The organism is Chryseobacterium culicis (assembly GCF_002979755.1).
In the GTDB taxonomy this organism is placed as follows: Bacteria; Bacteroidota; Bacteroidia; order Flavobacteriales; family Weeksellaceae; genus Chryseobacterium; species Chryseobacterium culicis_A.
In genome coordinates this window covers 461,955-485,175 of the sequence record NZ_PCPP01000001.1, presented here as the reverse complement: position 1 = coordinate 485,175, position 23,221 = coordinate 461,955, and the positions used below count along the sequence as shown (strand labels likewise).

Genomic DNA, 23,221 nt, shown 5'->3' with positions numbered 1-23,221 from the left:
ATCGTTTCCGTAGTTTTTTTAACAGAGTCCAAAAGTAAGGGAGTTCACCAAGACAGGCAAATGATAGTTGTCATAAAAAAAGATGCAACATAATGCTGCATCTGTGTGAGGGAGTAATTCTATCTTTTTCTCATTAAATGTGTAACTAGATCTCTGAATAATTTTCTCATTTCTATATTACATATTTACGGGTACAATTTTAAATAATTTTACAACATAAAACAATACTTAAATAAAAAAACACAACATATTTTTAAAATTTATAAAAACCACTGTAAAATAAACAGTAAAATAAAAATAAGTCCACAAAATATATTCATTTCTATCATTTTTTGAATGGAATATTTTGATTTCATCTTTCTCATTTAACGTTTACAATAATAATTTTTAACAATAAGATAAGCGTAAAATTTTCACCAAAATTTCGTAATTTTGTGGGTCTTAATTTTACAATGAAAGTATTCTTTTTTTCAATATTTTTTATAGGCATTTTTGTAAATGCTCAGTTCACCTATCCGGATCCTAAAATATCTAGTCCTGAAGAAGATATAGAAGAAAAGGATGAGCTTATCAATTTGATTATTGGCAAACAAAAGATTAAAGAATTCCATAAAAAATCACTGGGAGCAGAAAATGAGACTAATATCGAAGTGAAGAAGTTCGATATTCAGGGAAATGTACTTTTTGCCAGCGATATAACAGAAATGCCACCTGGCAAACCAACAAGAAAAGATGAATTTCAAACAGTCTCAGAAGGGGGCAAAATTATTTCTTTTGAACAGTCATCTCTTGACTTTCCTACAAATAAAACTGAAATATTCTATGATGTAAAAAATAATATTTCAAAAATAACAGAGAAAAGAAAAGAAGGTGAATATATATATGAAAAAGGAAGATTAATAAGAGTAATTGAAAAAAATACAGGAGAAAAAACAATAAGCACTTATGAATATACCCCTACAGGAAAAGTGACTAGAATATCCAGTGAATATATTTCTTCCAAGGAAAAGCCATCAACAAGCTTTCATACTTTTGCATATGATATGAAGGGCAATATACTATCAAATTTGCTGAAAGATGAAGAATCCATTATAGAAAAAAAGTATTCTTATACGGATAATCTTCTTACAAAATATACCCTTACTTTTAATGGTAATAAAGCAAAAGATCAGCAATATGATTATGATGAAAATCGTAGGATAAAAAAAATGATAAAAGCATTATATAATCCAGATAAGAATACTTCTACAAGTACCAGCTCACTTGTTTTTAACTACAATTATAAAAATGGTTTATTGGCTGAGAGGAGCACATTATTTGATGGTAAAGAGCCCGCCTATGTTGAAACATTTTCCTATGATGACCAGAAAAGAATAGTTAGAGTCAACACTCAATCAGAAAATAAAGTTGTGGCCAATGTAAATATTAGCTACGGAAATAAAACAATCACGCTGACTGGTGATACCTACCAGGCAGAATATACTTTATATGAATAAACAAAATATGGCTAACATAACAGAAATAGATATAAAAAAACAGATTTTCGTTAAGAATGCACATCTTAACAATCTGAAACATATAGACGTCCTGATTCCGAAAAACAAACTGATTGTTATTACAGGAGTTTCAGGAAGCGGTAAATCCTCTTTGGCTTTTGATACTATTTATGCTGAAGGACAGAGAAGATATGTTGAAAGTTTAAGTTCTTATGCCCGTCAGTTTTTGGGGAAATTAGAAAAACCAAAGGTTGATGATATCAAAGGACTTGCCCCTTCCATTGCCATCCAGCAGAAAGTAATTTCTTCCAATCCGCGTTCTACTGTGGGAACTTCTACAGAGATCTACGATTATATGAAGCTTTTATTTGCCAGAATCGGGAAAACCTTTTCACCGGTTTCCGGAGAAGAAGTGAAAAAGGATTCGGTTTCTGATGTAGTAGACTTCATTAAAGCTTCTAAAAAAGATACTTCTTTTCTACTGACGGCTCCTTTGGAATATGATGCAGACAATTTTAAAGAAACGCTGAACGTTTTAAAACTGGCAGGTTTCACAAGACTGGAGATCAATGGAAATGTAGCGGGTATTGAAGATCTGGAAAGCTTTGGATTTGCTCCTGAAAAAGGAATGGCAATCAATCTTGTTATTGACCGTTTCTCATATGAAGAAGATGAAAGTTTTTTACAGAGGCTTGCCGATTCTATTCAAATGGCATTCTATGAAGGACGTGGCTATTGTTCATTAAAGAATACAGATACTGAAAAAGTAAAAGAATTCTCCAATAAATTTGAGCTGGACGGAATGGAGTTCCTTGAACCGAATGTTCATTTTTTCAGCTTTAATAATCCATACGGAGCATGTCCTGCATGTGAAGGATATGGAAAAGTAATCGGAATTGATGAAGACCTTGTGGTTCCCAACAAAACGCTGTCCATCTACGAAGATGCAGTCGTATGCTGGAGAGGAGAAACAATGAGCGAATGGAAAAAGGACTTCATCAAAAAAGCAGGTGACTTCCCTATCCACAAACCTTACCATCAGTTAACAAAAGAACAGAAAAACTTCCTTTGGAAAGGTGACGGAAAAAGTAATTTCCCATGCATTAATAATTTCTTCAAAATGCTTGAAGAAAACCTTTATAAAATCCAGTACAGAGTGATGCTTTCCCGTTACAGAGGGAAAACCCTTTGTCCTACCTGTGAAGGATTGAGACTTCGCGAAGAAACCAACTGGGTAAAAGTAGACGGACACAATATCCAGTCGATGATTGAACTTCCTTTGGATGAACTTTCTCCATTAATCAACGGATTAAAGCTTTCAGATCACGACAAGGAAGTGGCTAAAAGACTGATGTACGAAATCACCACCCGTCTGGAATTCTTATTAAAAGTAGGATTAGGATATTTAACATTAAACAGAACTTCCAATACCCTTTCGGGAGGAGAAAGTCAGAGAATCAATCTTGCTACAAGCTTAGGAAGTTCTCTGGTGGGTTCTATTTATATTCTGGATGAACCTTCTATCGGGCTTCACTCCAAAGATACGGAAAACCTGATTGAAGTACTGAAAAATCTTCGTGACCTTGGAAACACCGTAATTGTGGTAGAACATGATGAAGATGTAATGAGAGCCGCTGATTATATTATTGATATTGGTCCGGAAGCAGGCTATCTTGGTGGTGAACTGGTATTTGCCGGAGATTATAAAGATCTGAAAAAAGCTAACACACTTACCTCAGAATACCTTACCGGAAGACTGGAAATTGAGGTTCCGAAGAAGCGAAGAAAAGGCAAAGAATGGATTCACATTAAAGGTGCCCGCCAGAACAATCTTAAAAACATAGATATAGATGTTCCGCTTGAAAGTCTGGTGGTGATTTCCGGAGTTTCAGGAAGTGGAAAATCTACTTTAATGAAAGAAATTCTTACCAATGACATTCAGATTCAGTTAGGAATGGGTGGTAAAAAAGGAGATTACGATTCCGTAGAATTTCCCAAAAAGCTGATCAAAAATATTGAACTGATTGATCAGAACCCGATTGGAAAATCATCCCGCTCAAACCCGGTAACTTATCTGAAAGCCTATGATGACATCCGTGATCTTTTCGCAAAACAGAAAGTAGCAAAAATGATGGGATACAAGCCTAAACACTTCTCTTTCAACGTAGACGGAGGAAGATGTGATGAATGTAAAGGGGAAGGTGTCATCAATGTTTCCATGCAGTTTATGGCAGATATCGAGCTTGAATGTGAGGTTTGTAAAGGAACACGTTTCAAGAATGAAATCCTTGAAGTAAGATTCGATGAGAAAAACATCTCTGATATTCTTCATATGACCGTAGATGAAGCATTGGCATTCTTTAAAGACAATAATGAAGAGAAGATCGTAACAAAGCTGAGACCGCTGCAGGAAGTAGGTTTAGGTTATCTTCAGCTGGGACAAAGCTCTTCTACCCTTTCCGGCGGTGAGGCACAGCGTGTGAAGCTGGCTTCATTCCTAGTAAAAGGGGTAACAACAGATAAAACTTTATTTATCTTTGATGAACCTTCTACAGGACTTCACTTCCATGATATTCAGAAATTATTGAAATCATTGCAGGCATTGATTGACCTTGGACATTCAGTGATTGTTATTGAGCACCAGCCTGATATTATCAAATGTGCCGACTATATTATTGATATCGGTCCGGAAGCAGGAAAACATGGCGGAGAAGTTGTATTTGCAGGAACTCCTGAAGATCTGACAAAAAATAAAAAGTCACACACCGCAAAATATATCAAGGAAAAATTGGAACAATAAAATACAATCGGCTGTTTTTAAAAACAGCCGATTTTTTATTTAGATTCTCTATCTTTATTAAAGTTAACCCATTACAAAATTATTTTTTATGCCTTGGAATCCCGAATTATATGATCAATACAAAGATGTTCGTTACAAACCCTTTTATGATTTAGCAGCATTAATCAAGCCTGAAAACAATATAAAAGCGATTGACCTAGGCTGTGGTACCGGAGAGCAAACCTCTATTCTGACAGAAAAACTGGCAGGCTCTACATTTTTAGGAATTGATTCATCTGCAGAAATGCTTGAGAAATCGAAAAAATTTGAAAATGACAACCTGCACTTTAAGCTGCAGACCATTGAAGAAACAGCGCAGTCTGACCAAAAATGGGATCTTGTCTTCAGTAATGCCGCTTTACAGTGGGCAGATGATCACGAAACGTTATTTCCTAAAATCATTGGATTACTTTCACAGAATGGGCAGTTAGCTATTCAGATGCCTGTTCAGAAAGAAAATGTCCTGAATCAGATTCTTACGGAAATGGCAGACGAAGAACCTTATGCCTCACAACTCAATCATTTCAACCGTGATTCACCTGTACTTTCAATGGATGATTATGCCCAAATTTTGTTTGACAACGGAATTCAGGATATTGAAATATTCCAGAAAGTTTATCCGATTATTGCAGATGACCATGAAGCACTCTATGAATTTATTTCAGGAACCGCTCTGCTCCCTTATCTTGAGCGTTTGGAAAAAGAGCAAAAAGAAAATTTCATTTCCGAATTTAAATCACGCATCGCTCAAAGATTTACAAAATATCCGGCAATCTATGCATTTAAGCGTATTTTGATGTATGGCCGAAAAAAATAAAAACTCTTATAAGAATTAAAAGAAGCTGTCTCAAAAGTGTCATTCTGAATGAAATGAAGTATCCCATATCGTTGATTATTAACGGGATTCTTCCTTCGTCAGCATGACAAAAATCCACTAGCCGGATTATTGAGACAGCTTCTTCTTTAAATATTCTTTATCATTTCAGATTATACAAAAACGGACTCTTTTGTATGTATTCAGCATCATCAATCTGAGAAACCAGAAATTCCGCAAGATCCGCAGCACTGATACTTTCACCTTTGCAATCTGTAAAACTTGTTTCAGTGGTAAACCTTTCTTCGGTAAGATGAATCAGTGGCAGTCTTATCAAAGTCCAGTTCAGTGTACTTTCCACAAGAGATTCATACTCTTTTTGTTTGTCTTCCGTTGTTTCAGGATAATTCTGATACATCCATTCAGTAGCTATTTTAATGCTTTCATTTTTATGATCAAAAGGTGTATTTACACTTAATCCGGTAGTTACCATATAGCGCTTCATTCCAAAATGGTTCATCGCTCTGATGATATTTTTTGCAGCATCACTGAATATAGACTTCTCTCCTTTTGGCTGTCCTAAAGTGCTTATTACAAGATCGGTTCCTTCAAGCAATCTATGAACCGATGCTTCATCTCTCGCATCTCCTTTTACAACTTCAATGAATGGATTTTGAAAGGTAACGTTTTCAGGGTTTCTTACTAAAAGTTTAAGAGAATACCCTTTCTCAAGGAGGTTTTGCACCAGATATTTTCCGGATTTTCCTGTTCCGCCGATTACGGCAATTTTATAGGTTTTCATATTGATTTTCTTTAAATATTAAATATCAATAATCACTAGCCAATGCTGCGCTAATAACCATTGATAGGGCAAATAACATGTTGTCTTTGCTTTAGTTATGATATAATGAAGGTATTGGGTTCAGAAAATTGAACCTAAGATGTTCAGGTCAAAAAGTAGCCTGACTGATAGTAATATGTATTACGAGATTTTAATGAATTAAAGTTACACTTTTTTCACCATGTAAAAAATCAAAAAATTTATGATTTCGACAACACTTTTGAAAAGAGAAAGTTTTTAACTTTGATAACCTTCTTACTATCAGTATATTCCAAAAAAGCATTTACACCAATAAAATATATACATATGGAACCATTTACTGTTAACATTCCTGAATCGGTGATCACCGATCTTAAAAACCGTCTGCAAAATGCCCGCTGGCCCGGAGAACCCGAAGGTTCTGATTGGAATTATGGTACCAACGAAAAATACCTGAAAGAACTTACCCATTATTGGATCCATGATTACAACTGGAGAATGCACGAGCAGCAGTTGAATCAACATCCTCAGTACACCGCTGAAATAGATGGAATTCTGATTCATTTTCAATACATAAGAGGAAAAGGAGCTCATCCAAAACCCCTTATTCTTACCCATGGCTGGCCGGACAGCTATTATCGTTTTCATAAAATTATTCCATTGCTTACACAAGGTGAACAGAGTTTTGATCTTGTTATTCCTTCTATTCCCGGATTTGGTTTTTCTGATAAAACAGCTGTCAGCAGTGCCAGAGTAGCTGATCTTTGGAAAAAACTGATGACAGAAGTCCTTGGATATGAAAAATTTTGTGCTGCCGGAGGAGATATAGGTATGGGAGTTGTAAAAGCACTGACTTCAAAATATCCCGATGCACTGGAAGCTGTTCACCTTACCGATGTAGGATATCCTATGGGACAGGAAGATCCGGCAACGATGAGTGAAGATGAAAAAGCATTCGCACAGTTTGTACAACAATGGTGGTATAGTGAAGGAGCCTATGCCATGGTTCAGTCTACCAAACCCCAGTCTCTTGCGTATGGCCTGAATGACTCTCCTGTTGGACTTGCAGGCTGGATTATAAGTTTTACCAATGCAGGAGCGCCCCCGGAATTAATAGAAACAGCCTTTGGAGGAAAAGATGAAATGCTTACCAATATTATGATTTACTGGGTAACGCAAACCATAGGATCTTCTGCCAGAATGTACAAAGAAGATGCAGCAGCTTTATGGAGCGGAGCACACATTCATCAAAAAAGCAATGTTCCGGCCGGAGTACTCGTATTTCCCCGTGAAGCTCAGTTTCCCAAAGAATGGGCAGAACGTTTCGTAAATGTGACCAGTTTTAAAAAGATGAACGAAGGTGGTCATTTTGCCGCACTGGAATTACCTCATATATTTGCAGATGAATTAAGATCATTCTTTTATTCTGTTAAATAAAAACAATCCATGAAGTATTCCTTTTCTATTCTTTTTGCCGTTCCTCTTTTTATAACCAGCTGTACTGTACAAAAGAAAAATAATCAAAGTCATGATTACAAAGTGAAACTGGATACTTTGACCTTTTTGGATCAGAGCAGAAACCGCAAGATCCCTGTTGCTTTTTATTATCCAAAAACAGATAAGAAAATTCTCAACCCACAGGTTATTATTTTCAATCATGGATATGGTCTCAATAAAGGCGGAGATTACCTTGTGTACTCTTATTTAATGGAAAAACTGGCTTCAAAAGGCTATTTCACAGTAAGCATTCAACATGAACTGGCTACAGACAGCCTGCTCCCTACAGAAGGAAATTTACAAATGGTGAGAAGACCTTTCTGGCAAAATGGTTCGGATAACATTCTGTTTGTACTCAATGAACTTAAAAAGACAAAACCGGAACTTGATTATAAACATCTGACCTTAATAGGACATTCCAATGGCGGTGATATGGTAGCGCTATTCGGTAATCAGCATCCTAATCTGGTGTATAAACTGATCACAATGGATAACCGGAGAATGTTTCTTCCGAGAACTTCAGTTCCTAAAATTTATTCTTTACGCTCCAACGATTATCCGGCTGATGAAGGTGTGCTTCCCAATGAAACAGAACAAAAAAAATATTCTATAACAGTACAGCCCACTTCGATCAATCATGGTCATATGGACAATAAAGGCAGTGATGAAGAGAAAAAAATCTTAAATGATTTTGTTTTAAAATATCTTTCTGAACAATAGTTTCAAAGAATCCCACAAGTTATCCACAACAAATTGTGGATAACTTGTGAATTTTAACATTAAATTCATATTTCGTATTAAAATTATTACTACATTTACTATGTAATAAAAATCGAAGTGGAAACTTTATTTGCTTTTCTTACTACTATTGAAATTGCAATTAAATTTGAAATAAAAATTTAAGCACAGCATTGTCGGCTGTGCTTTTTATTGTTGTCTAATTAAAAAAATGAGATGTATTTATCTACTGGATCTGCCTCTAAAGGGCAGATTCTTTTATCCATATACCCTTTTTAAATAAAGCTTTCTGAAGATTATTCGACTCGGTTAATATCTGAAAAAAGTATGTATTCAGCTTAAACTTTTACGCAAAGGTTAATTATATAAAATTTATATTCTAAAAGGAGCAAAGATGTAATCAACTTCGTTGATTCTCAATAAGCAAACGTATAGCTTCATCAGCGATATTGTCGTTTTCTCGGCCTTCTTATTAATAAAGGAATTGAATCTTGTTTTTGCGTTTGAGGAAAATTTAAGAGAATGAAGTTTAGAGAAGTAAAGGCAGTGCTTCTTTTAAAAACAGGCCTTATAGTTCAATGGATAGAATAAAAGTTTCCTAAACTTTAGATTCAGGTTCGATCCCTGATGAGGCCACTTTACCTTAATCATTGAATGTTTGTTTTCAGATGATTGATGGAAGTTATCAAAATGGCTGTATTTGTTAATGACAATTAAATTCTAGTTTCTATTTTTGCTTACTAATTAAATACTATGGCTTTTAAGCATTTTTCAGACAAGATTGGGTTTATGCAGATCAACATGGGAGCTCATATTGATGAGACTCTTTCATTGCTTGAAGGATATATGAAAATCCTTTTTCTGAAAAGGGGAAATGTACTGATTGATTTCAGCAACTATCACATTACTTCTGATACGCTGTTTTTTGTTAATCACTCTCAGATTTTTGAATTGAAAGATGATGGAGAACTGGAAGGGATTTTACTCTATTACAGCCGGGATTTTTACTGTGTTGAGATCAATGATTCTGAGGTAGCCTGCCATGGTATTTTATATAACAATGTTTATGAAATTCCTTCTATTGAATTAAACGAAGAGGAATCGTTGTCTATACAGAGTATTTTCAATAATATTCAGTTTGAAAGTGAAAATGTGGATGCAGCCAATGAGGAAATGCTTCAGCTTCTGCTCAAGCAACTGATTATAAAAGGAACCCGAATCTGGAAAATAAAGCATAACCTTAATGATAACGGTAATAATCAGGAACTGGATTTTGTACGCAAATTCAGTCAGCTGGTTGAGCAAAATTTCAAAACTTCGCACCATATTTCTGACTACGCAGATTTTCTTTTTGTGACTCCTAAAAATCTGAATAAAAAAATCACTCAGTTCGGATACCTGTCACCCAAACAGATCGTCATGGAACGTATTATTCTTGAAGCTAAAAGGCTTTTAGCTCATTCTGTTCTAACGGTAAAAGAAATTGGCTATGAACTGGGCTACGAAGATGATGCTTACTTTGTCCGTATATTTACGAAACACTGCGGACAATCTCCTTTGCAATTCCGTAAACAATATATAGCATTACGATAAGGGGAAAAAGTGCAATTATAAGGGTTAAAATGTCTATAAAGATGCATTACTGGTAATGTAATTTTGCATTAGAAATAAAAACAGATTTCAAATGCAGCAAAAACCGGAGAAACATTTATCTACAAGAAAACGTAGTAAATCATTAGTATCCAAAACATTATTAGTATTTACATTTTTAATTTTATCCATCAAAATGAATGCACAAAGTACAATCACAACTTCAATAATGAGAGAAGAATACATAGAAGTTGAAAAGAACGTAAAATTACACATTACAGATTTAGGGAATGGTCCTGCAGTAATTTTAATCCATGGCCTTCCACTGAATGATGCCATGTTTGAATATCAGTATCAGGAATTGGCTGAAAAGGGATACAGAGTTATAGGAATTACCCTTCGAGGATTCGGAAAATCAAGCAAACCTTTCGGAAATTACAATTATGATGTATTTGCCGATGATATTGAGGAGGTTATTAAAAAGCTGAATCTGCAACAAGTTACCTTAGGTGGTTTTTCAATGGGAGGAGCAGTTGCCATCCATTATGTTGCAAAGTATGGAAACAAACATGTCAGCAAGCTTGCTTTGTTTGGAGCTGCTGCCCCAATATGGACGCAGAGAGAAGATTATCCTTACGGACTTCGTATAGAAGATCTTAATGGACTTATTGCTTTAAGCAAAACCAACAGACCTTTGCTTTTACAAAACATCGGTAAAATTTTTGGAGCCACTGAAACTTCAATTTCACCGGAATTAACCAATTGGCTGTTTGCTATCAATATGGAAGCTTCTCCTTATGCAACAACTCAGGGATTAATTGCTCTTCGGGATACAGATTTGAGAAACGAATTGAGTAAAATCCAAATTCCTACAGTTATTTTTCATGGAGTACAGGATAAAATTGCAGAGTTTGCTCTTGCAGAACAGATGCATAAGGGAATAAAAAATTCCAGATTAGTACGATTTGAAAATAGTGGCCACGGGCTCTTTATAGAAGAACTTCAGAAATTCAATACTGAATTGATCGCGTTTTTACAACAGTAATCAAATCCGGAATTGAATGAGAAAAGAACAGCCCTGCAAAATCAAGATTTTGCAGGGTTGTTTTATGATAACAAGACTCCTTTTACACAAAAGAAGAATTGGTAAGTCAATTTTCATATAAATAAAAAATCCTCCATATAGGAGGACATAAAAAAACTTGACTTGTATTTTTCGTTTATACAAACCCCGTAAATATACGGAGAGTATGTAGGCATAACCCTACGGGAAACCGTAATGGTTGATTTTGAATTGTTTGTATATTGGATGGCTAAAAAACTATATAATTTATGGAGGTTAGAAAAGACTTTATATCTGTAGAGCCAGAGGTGCATAAGGCATTTTTACTTTCAGATAGACTAAGAGAGATAGATAGTGATTGGGTTCATGATAAAGTAAATGAGGATATGAGTAGTATATACCAATATGACGCTGAATATTATTCCAAAATAGATTTGCTGTATTCTTATGGAAGATCTATGGCTAGGGGTTTATCTTATGATTTATTATCTATAAATAACGCTGCTGAATATGGAACATTGTATTCATGGATTCATACTATGGAAGAAAAATACAATGGTGATAAAGAATTTTATGAGAAGATTATAGATGACGCTTTATTTGCTGAATCAAAAACGAGACATTTCAACTGCGTTTCACAGATGATTCAAAGCTTGAAAGAACAAATTAAAATTTTAGATAGTGTATTAATTCTTATTGCAATACTTAAAACTAAAGATCTTTATCTTTTAGAAGAAAAAGTAATTAACAAAACGAATTCTCAGGTAACCGAAACAACAAATACAATTGAAACAATGGAATACGATGTTTTCATAAGCCATGCGTCAGAAGATAAAGAAAAATTTGTAGATGAATTCTGTAAAGATTTAGATAAAGAAAAAATACCTTATTGGTATGATAGCAAAGAAATAGATTGGGGTGATAGTCTTATTAGGAAAATAAATCAGGGACTTGCAACTTCAAAATTTGCCATAATAGTTTTATCAAAAAATTTCATTAAGAAGAAATGGACAAATGCAGAATTAGAAGCAGTGTTAAATATTGAGACAAATACAGGACAGGTAAGAGTGTTACCACTTATGCTAGGTGATTCAAATGAAATAACTGAAGTACTAAAGGAATATCCATTACTTGGAAGTAAAAAATATTTAAAGGCCATCGAAGGGAATGATTCCATAATTGAAAATCTTAAAAAATTGCTTAACAAATAATTAACTTTCCTTAAGAAATACTCAGACAAAAAAATAATTAGCATGGAAAAAAAAATAATTGCCTATTCTATAGAGTGTCGTAATGGACTCGATAACGATTATACATTATATGAAGACGGAAGTGTGCTTCGCGAATATGATAAACATACTTATGAAGGCGGATATAATTTAACTGCTAAATACAAAGCAGATGAACTAAGTCAAGATGTGAAAGAAAGACTCATTAAAGAAGTAAAAGAAGAGGACAAAGAAGTTGCAAAAAAATTACTCGGACTATAGTAATGTTATGGAAAACCATATTCGCTAAATGACTTGAAAATAAAAATATGTACGAAGAAATTTTAAAAAATAAAATCCAAATTGGAAATATATTAATTTATAAATATTGGCGACCTATTGGTGATGAAGAGAATAGATATGAAGAAAGACAGGTCACAATTTCGTCTGTTGAAGAAGACGGAGTCTGTATTGAGGAGTTTGAATTATATAATGATATTAACTCTGACACAATTATACCACTTTCTATGTTTAAACCAATTGTAGTCTCTATAGAACTATTAGGCGAAATTGGTATTGAGGAAGATAAAGAAACGCATAATGAACTTTTTAATGAGCAATGGCAGTTGTTTAAATACAAAAATTTAAAATTTGCCATTCAATTTGCCGCAGTTTACAAGTATAAAGAAGTATTTGATCCTAGCTTAGAGAGAAATAAGATTGTGGTATATGGAAACTTCTTAAGATATATTCATGAAATTCAGAATATACTAAACGATTAAGAAAATGCTCCAAATTTGGAGCATTTTCTATTTCGCAAAAAACAAATCAGCCTCCCCCTTTCTTCTCCTGATCAGCCCGTTTAAAACTTTCCCTCCAGCAGTAATATATCGTTTTGTAAACCAATCTTCAATTTCAGAATCCGCTGCTTTTTTATTAATCAAAAAAAACAAAGTGTCAGATCCTCCGGTATTGTAAGTGTGCGATACGAGAGCATCGAACTGATTCTGTGTTAAAGGTACTTTTACTTTTGAATTCACAATTTTTTCATAAGTTGGTAAGACTGCAGCAAATAATTCAGCGCCTTTTTCTTTTGTGATTTCAGGATCTTTCATGGTTACTTTATTTCCTCCCGGATAGTAAGTGTTACCATATCCTATTGTGGGAATTCCGGCAGAATCCAGATAAGGCTTAGCGCTGAAGCCTTCAAATGATACAATCAGATTGATTCCTTTTTGTGATGTTTTCATTTATTTCGTTTTTTTGTTCAGCAAAATTAAAATTGTAAATCCCAAAACAGTGAGGAAAAACACCTATTTTAATTCTGGTATTATAAATCTCTTTTTAAGTAAATTATAGCGAACATTTTGTTGAATTTGCTCATTATCGGAACTTATTGAGGCTGCAACTTATAAACTGAATATAAAAAACAAAAAAACCTCCCGAATCACCGGAAGGTATACTGTAATTTGTCAGAAATATGAAATTTTCAATGCCCAAATATAATAAGTGTTTATATGCTGAAGTATGATCTGAATCATATCGCTGACAAAAACCATCATTGAGATTGTCATGGATCTGCGTATCCTTAAAATCAATATTCATGTTAGGAAAATAGTTGCTGCTTTTCATTCATCATTCCATTTATATCAAATTAAATTGTACATTTGCTTTTCTATTATGCAAAAATTTCTCAGAGTCTTTTTTGTTTTCTCTTTACTTCTGATATTTGTTTCGAATGTCAGCGGGGTGAATACATGTCTTGATCATGCTCAACACGCCAAGAGTAAAGTGACTTATAAAAAAGGTTCAAAAGAAGAGAAAATTCCTACTTTTTCCCAGGACGACGAATGTCAGTGTGCCTTACATATGCACATGAATAATATTCTTCTCCCTGAACCTTTAGATATGGATTTTGCTATTGATACGACCAATGATAACGAAATGCCACAACCTAAAGCCATTTCGTATCGTTGTCTTCTTGACTTCTTCAGCTCCAGAGCTCCCCCATCCGCATTTTTCGCGGTAGCTTAATATACGCTGCCTTCATTTCCCGTATACAGATTCTATAAGTCTGTACTGTTATTCCGTGGATACCTGTGTCTTCACACAATTAAGGATATCCTTTTATTAATGGGCATTTTCATCGCCCGTACATCCCTTTTCATGACTACCAATAATTTTAATTATTCGGGAATAATTCATTGTATTTCCCAGAATTCTGTGAAACTTTTCAGCGTAAGTTTCCTCACCTCATCATCATTTTTGTATGCCCAGTCGCATTCTGAAGATTCTTTATCTACAGTGGTACAAACCGTTGAGATCATCGGAAGAAAGTCTAAAGATTATACTTCCGACTATTCTTTTGCCGCCACTAAGATTGCTATGAAAAATAAAGATCTGCCTTTAACGCTTAATACCGTTACCAAAGAACTGATCACCGACCGCCAGGCCTTCCAGCTTGGAGATGTTATGAGAAACGTGAACGGAGTTTCTCCTTCCAGCTATTATAACCAATATAACATTCGGGGAATCAGCCAAAATGAAGAAGGACAGATCATCAATGGAATGCGGACAAGGCAATATTACTTTTTGCAGCCGATGACTTCCAATATAGAACGTGTAGAAATTTTCAAAGGTCCGGCAAGTATTACCATGTCCAGTGTAGATCCTGGAGGAACCATCAATATGGTCACGAAAAAACCCCTGTCTAATCCTCGTCATGAGATCAGTTTATCAGGAGGCAGCTTTGATACTTACCGCGTTACAACAGATCTTACAGGCCCTTTGAATAAGAGTAAGACCTTATTATATCGTTTTAACGGAGCTTACCAGAATGCCCATTCATTCAGGGATCATGTCAAGAACAGCGGTATTCTACTCTCTCCTTCCATCACCTTTGTTCCCAATGAAAAAACATCTGTGAATGTAGAAATGATTTTCAATGATCTTTATGGAAATCTGGACAGAGGTCAGCCTATTTTCGGGGCAGTTGCTGGAAAAACAGATTTGTACAGTACTCCAAGAACATTAAACCTTGGAGCACCCGATGATTTCTTTAAAACCAGAGAACTTATTATAATGGGAAGTGTTGCCCATCATTTTAACCCATCCATCAGCTTCAACGCTTCTTATATGAAGCAATACTGGAGAGAAAACCTTCAGGAACACAGAACCACCAATTCTTTTGTTCCCGATATGAATAACAACCCAGTTTCCAGCCTTGCCATGATGCAGTTTGTACAAAGAAAACAAAATTGGGCAACAGACAATATTAATGCTTATTTTAATTTTAAATTCAAAACAGGTTCTGTTCAGCATCAGGCTTTAATTGGCTATGACAGTCAGATTTGGGAAAAGCGTAAAGGCGGGCAGCAGAATGCAGCAAGAGGTTTTCTTTTAAAGAATGGCTCTGTGGTTTCATCCTACAATCCTGCAAAAGCTTCAGAGTATCAAACTACTAATTACAACGGAACACTCATTCCTAAACCGAATGTCACTCCGTTTGATCTGAACCCGGGAGCTGAAAATTATCAGGGTACGGATTTCAATACCCTTAATGTAATTACGCCTCTGCCTTCTGCTCTTACCACTACTCATGCTGCTTATATCCAGCATCTTTTTACCTGGAAAAAGTTTAAAATATTATCAGGGATACGCCATGAATGGTTTCAGGACATCACTAATTTCAAAGAATCCAATGAGTCTTCATTTCAAAACAACAAACTTCTGTACAGGTTCGGTATTACCTACAGCATAACGGATAACATCAATCTGTATGGGACTTTCCTTACCGGATATCAACCTCAGTCCAATACGGTAACATTGATGCCTAATACCTCCAGTCTTACAGGGTCTGCAGCGAGATTCAAACCTTTAACCTCAGATCTTAAAGAACTGGGAATCAAAGCACAGCTTTTTGGCAGAATCTCTCTGAATCTTGCAGTGTATGAGATCAACCAAAGAAATCTTATCATCAATGCCAATAATCCTTCAGAACCTGATGAGCTTATACAGCGTGGTGCCGACCGAAGCCGCGGATTTGAAGCCGAGTTTTCCGGACATATTCTCCCTCAATGGCATATTTACGGAGGCTACAGCTATATTGATGCAAAAATATTGGATGATACCCATCTGGACCTTGTGGGAAAAAGAAAAGAAAATACTTCTAAAAATTCCGTCAATATCTGGACACGCTACAATTTTTCAAATATTGAACTGATAAAAGACTTTGGAATTGGTGCAGGAATGCTTTACCAGAGTTCTAAAGTTCCGTGGTTCACAAGAAGTTTTGAACTTCCCGAATATACTACGATAGATGCTGCATTGTATTACACTCCGGCAAAGTCTGTTCAGCTCGCTTTTAACCTGAATAATATCACCAACAAAGTTTACTGGATCGGAGCTCAGAACTACCTAAGGTTATTTCCGGGAACTCCAAGAAATTATTTACTAACCGCTACTTACAAATTTTAATATATGGCAATTTCAAACTTACAACTGGTGGTGAGAAAAACCTGGCAGGATTTGTTTAAAGGAAAACAAAGCCTCCTCACCATGATTACTGTTCTCCTATTCTGCCTGTTGAGCATCAGCATAGGATATGCAAAATACACTGATTCCTTTTCAAAAATAAAAGAATACCGGAAAGAAGTACGGGAAAGCTGGGAACACAGACCTGACAAGCATCCGCACCGTATGGCTCATTATGGCTATCTGGTTTTCAGAATTGGACATCCTTTGAATATTTTTGATAATGGATTGGACGATTATCTTGGGAATGTCATATTCCTGGAAGCCCATAAACAGAATACAGCGAACCTTTCAGAAGCCGGAAGTTCAGGAACTTTGGTCAGATTTGGAGCTTTCAGCAGTGCTTTTATTCTGCAGAGCATTGTTCCTTTGATTATCCTTTTCTTAGGATTTGGGTTGATTGTACAGGAACGTGAGAATGCCACATTAAAAATCATCAGCGTACAGGGAGCTTCAGGAAGAGATATTGTCTGGGGGAAAGTCATAGGACTGTGGCTTTTTTCTTTATGCTTCCTGATTCCGGTGATTCCTGTTGTTCTGGCAGCTACACTTCTCTCAGAAACTACTGATTCTGCTGATATTTTAATAAGGCTTGCATTGATATTGCCTGCTTATATGATCTATTATTTTTTTATCAGCGCTTTGACCATTATTGTTTCGGCGAACCATAAAAGTACTTCTTCAGCATTGATCAGCCTTATAGGTTTCTGGCTTCTTTTCATTATTGTTTTGCCTAAGGGAATTCAGTTTGCCGCCCAGAACCTTTATCCCGCACCTTCCCGTATTGCTTTTGAAACTACGCTGGAAAAGGATATTTTAAAATCAGGAGACAGCCACAATCCTGATGATCCGCATTTTAAGAAGATTAAAGATTCTTTATTGGAAAAGTATAAGGTAAAAACAACCAATGAGCTTCCTTTCAACTATGGTGGATTTGTGATGAAGGAAGGGGAAAAAATAAGTTCACAGATTTATATCAGACATCAAAAAGAATTGCAGACCATTTACAACAAACAACAAAACCTTACTGATATTTCAGGACTGATTAATCCGGCCATTGCTATTAAAAACTTTTCTATGATTGCTACAGGTACAGATTTCTTCTCCTATACCCAATTTCAAAAACAGGCAGAAGAATACCGCTATCAGATGGCTCAGCATTTAAATGACCTGCAAATTGAACATATCAGCAATGTAAAGCCTGAAAATGGAGGGCCACCCGCTGTAATCGACAAAGATAACTGGGAAAAATTCCCGGATTTTGAATATCAATATACTCCTGTTTTGTACAGTCTGAAAGAACAGCCAATTCCTGTTGCTGCATTGGTTCTATGGCTGGCTGTATGTGTTATTGCAATTGAAATAAGTGGAAGAAAATTAAAACTCATCTAAATGAATCGTTATTTATATACCCAATTTTACCGTAACAAGGCTTATATCATTGCATTGTTGTTTTTATTCATGGCTGGGATCATGGCTATTTATACCGGAAAGAAATTTCTGGATCGGAACGAAGATATCATTTCCAAAAGTGAAGCATTTCAAAAAGAAAGCATTCAACGGAATATAAAATTCCATAAAGATGATCTGGGACTGGTTCTTTACTACATCAAATTTAATCTAGTGAATGAAACTCCCAGACTTGCCGCTTTAAATATCGGAATGCGGGATTTAAACCCATCTATCCAAGGGGTAACCATCCGAAATCTGGAGGAACAACGCTACAATTCTGATTTTTATAATCCTGCCAATGCAGCCGTTGGAAATTTTGACTTTAGTTTTGTTGTTGTTTTCCTTTTTCCTCTGGTGATTGTGGCGTTTTGTTATAATCTGATTTCTGAGGAAGAAGAAAGAGGAACCTGGAAATTGCTTTCGGTACAAAGCGGAAATTTACAAAAGCTTCTGGATCATAAGATGCTTATCCGCCTTTTGGCCGTTACTGCGGTATATCTGGCATTAATGATCATCGCCTCAGTTTGGATAAAAATACCTTTGGATCTGTATTATATTGCTTTTCTTATCAGCGGATGGCTTTATCTTCTGTTCTGGTTTGCCTTATGCAGATGGGTTATTTCTTTCCGAAAATCATCAGCTCAGAATGCTTTAATCCTTCTGATTGTATGGGTGGGGATTAACTTTATTATTCCGATGAGCAGTAATATTCTGATACAAAAGATATACCCTGTTAACGAATCTCTTAAAGCGGTAATGGAACAGAGAGAAGGTTATCACAATAAATGGGATGAAGCTAAGCTCCCTACCATGGAAAAATTTTACAAAGCATATCCTCAATACAGAAATTTCACCGTAGAAGAAAATGACACGTTCACCTGGACATGGTATTACGCCATGCAGCATATGGGAGATCTTGAATCTGCAGCATCTTCTGAACAGTATACAGAAAAAATGCAAAAACGAAATCAGGCTGCAGTTTATTTAGGTTATTTCCTTCCCAATCTTCATACCCAGCTTGTAGAAAGCCATCTGGCAAAAACGGATATCGATAATAATCTGCAATATGCCTCTTCACTCAAAAAATTCCATGAGAAAAAACGATTGTACTTCTACCCTCTTATTTTTTCAGGACAGACGGCAGAACCTATCAACTGGGGACAGCAAACCATACAGGTATTCAAATTATCTGCACCTATCCAATGGATACAGATTCTTCTGCCATACCTCATCTTCATCACTCTATTCATTATCCTTTCACAATACAAATACAGAAAACTATGTTAAAAACGATCAACCTACATAAAAAATACAATGATTTTACAGCACTTCATTCTCTTAATCTGGAAGTAAAGAAAGGGGAAATCTTTGCGCTACTCGGGCAAAACGGAGCAGGTAAAAGTACAACCATCAATATTCTTCTTGGGCTTATTAAAGCCACTTCCGGAGATGCCTTCATTCATGATATTTCCGTAAAAGATCAGCCTCAGAAAATAAAAAAACATCTGGCATATATTCCTGAAACAGTGCTTTTATATCCTCATCTTACCGGATTGGAGAATCTCGATTTTTTCTCCAAAATTGCCGGATTTAATTATGAAAAAGAAGAGCTTTCCGCATTACTTATGCGTACAGGATTACAAGAGACAGCGCACCACAAAGCCCTGGGAGGATATTCAAAAGGGATGCGACAAAAAGTAGGTATTGCTATTGCCCTTGCCAAAGATGCAAAAGTACTTCTTCTGGATGAGCCTACCAGCGGACTGGATCCCATAGCAACAGCAGAGTTTACCGAAATTGTTCGTCAGCTGGGGAAAGAAGGCAGAACTATTTTAATGGCTACTCATGATATTTTCAATGCAGTAAGTGTAGCCACCAATATCGGAATTATGAAACAGGGAGAACTGGTGCAAAACCTGCCTTCCAAAGCTTTTACTGCTCAGGAATTACAGGAGCTGTATCTGAAAACGATTTAATTTTCATATTAAATATCAATTGGTTGATGCCCGGTGACGTTTTTGTTACCGGGCATTTTTTGATATTGTGCTATTTATGTCAATGCCTTTTTGTATTCAGATAAGGCTCTTTCACGAGCAAAGGGGTGTTCGACGATTGGGGAAGGATATGCTGAGGTATTCCATTCCGGAAGCCACTTTTTGATATACAATAAGTCTTTATCAAACTTTTCAACCTGAGCCGTCGGATTAAAAACTCTGAAATAAGGAGCAGCATCACAGCCGGAACCTGCTGCCCACTGCCAGTTTCCATTGTTTGCAGACAAATCATAATCATTAAGTTTTAAAGCAAAATAGGCTTCTCCCCAACGCCAGTCTATCAGCAAATGTTTACATAAGAAACTCGCCACAATCATTCGTACACGATTATGCATATAACCAGTCTGATTCAATTCTCTCATTCCGGCATCTACAATTGGGTAGCCTGTAGTTCCTTCACACCAATGTTTAAATTCTTCTTCGTTATTCCGCCAGTTAATATTATCATACTGCTTTTTAAAAGACTGATGAACCACCTGCGGAAAATGATATAAAATCTGCATAAAAAACTCACGCCAGACCAATTCTGAAAGCCATACAGCATTATGTTTCAGGGCAAAGGCCACACATTTCCTGATGCTGATGGTTCCAAAACGTAAAGCAATTCCCAATTGGGTTGTATGCTGTAAGGCCGGATAATCACGAAATTGATCATAATGATCTATAATTGAAGCATTCAGAACAGGATGGGTAAAGTTAATTTCCGTTTTTCTGAAACCAATCTCCTTTAGGGTAAGAATGTCTGTATATTCCTGTGGGAAAAGGTTTGTAAAGCTGGACTCTACAGGTTTATAATGTTCAGGAGTTAAGGTTTCCCTCCATTTCTTTGCAAAAGGAGTGTAAACAGTATAGGGTGAGCCATCTTTTTTAATAATCTGATCCTTATCAAAAATTACCTGATCTTTATAGGCTTTGAAGGGAATATTCTTTTCTTTGAAAAAATAATAGACTTCCTTATCTCGTTCAATGGCCTGAGGTTCATAATCTCTGTTGCAAAAAACACCTTCAATAGTATATTCTTCGCACAGTTTTCTGAATATTTCTATAGGTTTGCCATAGTAAGTATTCACTTTTGAATGGTATTTTTCCAATGAAATATTGATATCCGTCAAAGCCTGGTGAATATAATCCACCCTGCGGTCTTCCTTATCTTCCAGTTTTTCGAGAATATCAGTATCAAAGATAAATACAGGCATTACAGGAGTATCAGATTGGAGTGCATGGTGAAGTCCGATATTGTCTTCCAATCTCAAATCACGTCTGAACCAAAAGAGAGTGATTGTATTTTTCATAAAGTTCTTTTCAATTTCATTGATCATTTCTGTTTTAGAATTGCTTTCGTAAATACGGATAAATATACAGATTTTAACCTATAAATAATTTTAGTAATTGGTATTATTTGGCTTTATCATTATAATTTGTTTGATAATATGAATTAAAATTTTCCGACATTTGTCCGGATTTTAAATGAATAGAAACTTACAGTAATGGAAGAATTTGAAGTACCGGTAACTTATAAAGGTAAAGAACTGCTTTTCAACGGAAAGCTTGCAACATTTTCTTACGGATACAAATTATATGTGGATGTGGATGGCACTGAAGTCGTTATTGAACGTGATGATCACGGCGATTTGCGGGCTATTTTGCCGGATGCTACTGCGGAAAAGTCTATAGATAAAGGACTTATTGAAGCCATTATTGAAGTATTTAAAGAACTTCAGGTTTTATAATTCGTATTATGAATAAAAAAGAGACCTTTCAAAAGTCTCTTTTCATTCCAATATATTTTATTTTGTTTATTCAAACACAACATAATTCACCTTATCTACACCCGTATTTCCGGTTTTCTCATGATATGCATACAGGACGAGTTCATAATTTCCCGGAGAATTAATTAAATGACTTCCTTCAAACAGATTGGTTGATACCCAAGACATCTCTATATTCTTCACAAACTTTCCTTCTTTCTTAAGGATTCCTTTTACTTCAATTTCATTGGAATTCCATACTCCATCTTTATCAATGACACATCCGCACATCATGACAATATTAGCCTGAAACTGGAAAGGCTTATCTTTAATACTGTTCAATGCGATATACTGATGGGTTCTGGGTTTCAGAATATCAATAATATAGCCGGGAATTTCAAGGATTATTCCTTCTCCCAAAATATGTTTCCCAGGAATAAGCCATAGTTCTGTGTTTACAACAGCCTGAGCCTGTTTACTGTTCAGAGGGGAAATAACTTCTATATTCACAAATGTAGGTTCGTCAATATCCACAGCAGCCATAAAACCTCCCGTTTGTGCATCGACAATTGAGCTCTCTCTGGTCTTAGGGGTTTTCATAATCAGATCAGTATTCCCGGTGCTTCCGCTTGTATTTCCTTCTGCCAGAATTCTCTGATTAAGTTTATTTCTAATGATAACATGAGCTCCACCTAATGAAGTTCCGATAAATTTTGCATCTCTTGCCTTAGCTCTTATCATGATTTTTGTTTCTGTTGCAGAAATCATAAGATTGGAAAAAAGAAATGCTGTAATGAGAATGAATGCTTTCATGATTGAGTTGATTTTAAATATTCTTGTTTAAAACGATGATGAAAAGATTCGTTTTTCAGTTCCTGATCAATACGATCCAGATAAGTAAAAATGGCCAGATCTTCAGATAAAACCTTCAGGATTGCTTTTTCACAGCTGTCCCAGATCTGCTCCAGCTGAGGGAGCTTTTCAATGGCTTTGGGAGACAATGAAATGATCTGCTTCCGTTTATCCACACTGTCTTTTCTGATCATGAGATAACCATTTTCATTCATTTTTTTGACGATCACCACAACGGAAGGATGAGAATACCCTAGTGGTTCGGCAATATCAGTAATTGAAATTTCACCCTTCCTTTTCAGCAGCATAAACACCAGATACCAATTCGGTTCTACATCGATCCCAAATTCTTTATAAAATTTACGAACATCATGAGACATTCTGTCGCTGATTCTTTTCAACCGACTATCTAAAGCCTTATACCCTAGTTCTCTAATAAAGTCAAAATCCATCTGAATTTTTTTTTGATGTAAATATATAAAAATAAAGTCAACTATATAGTTAACTTTATTTTTTA

Annotated in this window: 21 protein-coding genes and 1 tRNA gene; 17 read left to right on the top strand and 5 right to left on the bottom strand. The window is 35.6% G+C overall.

What is annotated here, in order from left to right:
- The first annotated feature begins 452 nt into the window (after positions 1-452).
- The 3 genes from CQ022_RS02300 to CQ022_RS02290 all read left to right on the top strand — a co-directional run bounded on the left by CQ022_RS02300 (position 453) and on the right by CQ022_RS02290 (position 5,152).
- Complete coding sequence (locus tag CQ022_RS02300) at positions 453-1,496, top strand: hypothetical protein (protein WP_105682541.1); 1,044 nt, start codon at positions 453-455, stop codon at positions 1,494-1,496.
- A 7-nt stretch (positions 1,497-1,503) separates the two neighbouring features.
- The gene (gene uvrA, locus CQ022_RS02295; RefSeq protein ID WP_105682542.1) at positions 1,504-4,296 is read left to right on the top strand and encodes an excinuclease ABC subunit UvrA; all 2,793 of its coding nucleotides are present in this window, start codon (positions 1,504-1,506) and stop codon (positions 4,294-4,296) included.
- 88 nt (positions 4,297-4,384) lie between these two features.
- A complete protein-coding gene (locus CQ022_RS02290) occupies positions 4,385-5,152 on the top strand; it encodes a methyltransferase domain-containing protein (protein ID WP_105682543.1) in 768 nt (255 codons plus the stop codon).
- A gap of 160 nt (positions 5,153-5,312) precedes the next feature.
- Here the strand turns inward: CQ022_RS02290 and CQ022_RS02285 are convergent, their stop codons facing one another.
- A complete protein-coding gene (locus CQ022_RS02285) occupies positions 5,313-5,951 on the bottom strand; it encodes an NAD(P)-dependent oxidoreductase (RefSeq protein WP_105682544.1) in 639 nt (212 codons plus the stop codon).
- Positions 5,952-6,296: 345 nt separating this feature from the next.
- On the opposite strand from CQ022_RS02285, the gene CQ022_RS02280 reads away from it, so the two are divergent.
- The 8 genes from CQ022_RS02280 to CQ022_RS02245 all read left to right on the top strand — a co-directional run bounded on the left by CQ022_RS02280 (position 6,297) and on the right by CQ022_RS02245 (position 12,847).
- Complete coding sequence (locus CQ022_RS02280) at positions 6,297-7,406, top strand: epoxide hydrolase family protein (RefSeq protein WP_105682545.1); 1,110 nt, start codon at positions 6,297-6,299, stop codon at positions 7,404-7,406.
- A 9-nt stretch (positions 7,407-7,415) separates the two neighbouring features.
- Entirely contained in the window at positions 7,416-8,186 is a 771-nt protein-coding gene (locus CQ022_RS02275; RefSeq protein ID WP_105682546.1) for an alpha/beta hydrolase, read from the top strand.
- Positions 8,187-8,768: 582 nt separating this feature from the next.
- Positions 8,769-8,840: transfer RNA gene (locus CQ022_RS02270), tRNA-Arg, on the top strand.
- A gap of 117 nt (positions 8,841-8,957) precedes the next feature.
- On the top strand, positions 8,958-9,797 hold the full coding sequence (locus tag CQ022_RS02265; RefSeq protein ID WP_105682547.1) for a helix-turn-helix transcriptional regulator: 840 nt from the start codon (positions 8,958-8,960) through the stop codon (positions 9,795-9,797).
- A 91-nt stretch (positions 9,798-9,888) separates the two neighbouring features.
- Complete coding sequence (locus CQ022_RS02260; protein ID WP_105682548.1) at positions 9,889-10,839, top strand: alpha/beta fold hydrolase; 951 nt, start codon at positions 9,889-9,891, stop codon at positions 10,837-10,839.
- A 287-nt stretch (positions 10,840-11,126) separates the two neighbouring features.
- On the top strand, positions 11,127-12,068 hold the full coding sequence (locus tag CQ022_RS02255; protein WP_105682549.1) for a toll/interleukin-1 receptor domain-containing protein: 942 nt from the start codon (positions 11,127-11,129) through the stop codon (positions 12,066-12,068).
- Positions 12,069-12,110: 42 nt separating this feature from the next.
- Positions 12,111-12,347, top strand: coding sequence for a hypothetical protein (locus CQ022_RS02250; RefSeq protein ID WP_105682550.1), 237 nt, complete (start codon positions 12,111-12,113; stop codon positions 12,345-12,347).
- 47 nt (positions 12,348-12,394) lie between these two features.
- Entirely contained in the window at positions 12,395-12,847 is a 453-nt protein-coding gene (locus CQ022_RS02245) for a hypothetical protein (protein ID WP_105682551.1), read from the top strand.
- Between the two features lie 27 nt (positions 12,848-12,874).
- Here CQ022_RS02245 and CQ022_RS02240 read toward each other — a convergent pair whose 3' ends face one another.
- Positions 12,875-13,315: a lysozyme gene (locus tag CQ022_RS02240; RefSeq protein ID WP_105682552.1), complete on the bottom strand. Its 441-nt coding sequence runs from the start codon at positions 13,313-13,315 to the stop codon at positions 12,875-12,877.
- A 430-nt stretch (positions 13,316-13,745) separates the two neighbouring features.
- Here CQ022_RS02240 and CQ022_RS02230 point away from each other — a divergent pair, with 430 nt between their 5' ends.
- From CQ022_RS02230 to CQ022_RS02210, 5 genes are all read left to right on the top strand, one after another.
- Positions 13,746-14,099 carry a hypothetical protein gene (locus CQ022_RS02230; RefSeq protein ID WP_105682554.1) on the top strand — a complete coding sequence of 118 codons (354 nt, stop codon included), beginning with the start codon at positions 13,746-13,748 and terminating at the stop codon, positions 14,097-14,099.
- Positions 14,100-14,198: 99 nt separating this feature from the next.
- Entirely contained in the window at positions 14,199-16,541 is a 2,343-nt protein-coding gene (locus CQ022_RS02225) for a TonB-dependent siderophore receptor (RefSeq protein WP_105682555.1), read from the top strand.
- A gap of 3 nt (positions 16,542-16,544) precedes the next feature.
- Positions 16,545-17,990 carry an ABC transporter permease gene (locus CQ022_RS02220; protein ID WP_105682556.1) on the top strand — a complete coding sequence of 482 codons (1,446 nt, stop codon included), beginning with the start codon at positions 16,545-16,547 and terminating at the stop codon, positions 17,988-17,990.
- Entirely contained in the window at positions 17,991-19,337 is a 1,347-nt protein-coding gene (locus tag CQ022_RS02215) for a DUF3526 domain-containing protein (RefSeq protein ID WP_105682557.1), read from the top strand.
- A complete protein-coding gene (locus CQ022_RS02210) occupies positions 19,331-20,026 on the top strand; it encodes an ABC transporter ATP-binding protein (RefSeq protein ID WP_105682558.1) in 696 nt (231 codons plus the stop codon). The genes CQ022_RS02215 and CQ022_RS02210 overlap by 7 nt, the downstream gene beginning before the upstream one ends.
- Before the next feature lie 74 nt (positions 20,027-20,100).
- Here the strand turns inward: CQ022_RS02210 and CQ022_RS02205 are convergent, their stop codons facing one another.
- Entirely contained in the window at positions 20,101-21,396 is a 1,296-nt protein-coding gene (locus CQ022_RS02205; RefSeq protein ID WP_105682795.1) for a cryptochrome/photolyase family protein, read from the bottom strand.
- A 195-nt stretch (positions 21,397-21,591) separates the two neighbouring features.
- On the opposite strand from CQ022_RS02205, the gene CQ022_RS02200 reads away from it, so the two are divergent.
- The gene (locus CQ022_RS02200; protein WP_105682559.1) at positions 21,592-21,834 is read left to right on the top strand and encodes a hypothetical protein; all 243 of its coding nucleotides are present in this window, start codon (positions 21,592-21,594) and stop codon (positions 21,832-21,834) included.
- 66 nt (positions 21,835-21,900) lie between these two features.
- Here the strand turns inward: CQ022_RS02200 and CQ022_RS02195 are convergent, their stop codons facing one another.
- Both CQ022_RS02195 and CQ022_RS02190 read right to left on the bottom strand, forming a co-directional pair.
- The gene (locus tag CQ022_RS02195; RefSeq protein WP_105682560.1) at positions 21,901-22,665 is read right to left on the bottom strand and encodes a hypothetical protein; all 765 of its coding nucleotides are present in this window, start codon (positions 22,663-22,665) and stop codon (positions 21,901-21,903) included.
- Positions 22,662-23,156 (bottom strand): MarR family winged helix-turn-helix transcriptional regulator, encoded by a 495-nt coding sequence (locus CQ022_RS02190; protein WP_105682561.1) that lies wholly within the window; start codon positions 23,154-23,156, stop codon positions 22,662-22,664. The genes CQ022_RS02195 and CQ022_RS02190 overlap by 4 nt, the downstream gene beginning before the upstream one ends.
- Between the last annotated feature and the right edge of the window lie 65 nt (positions 23,157-23,221).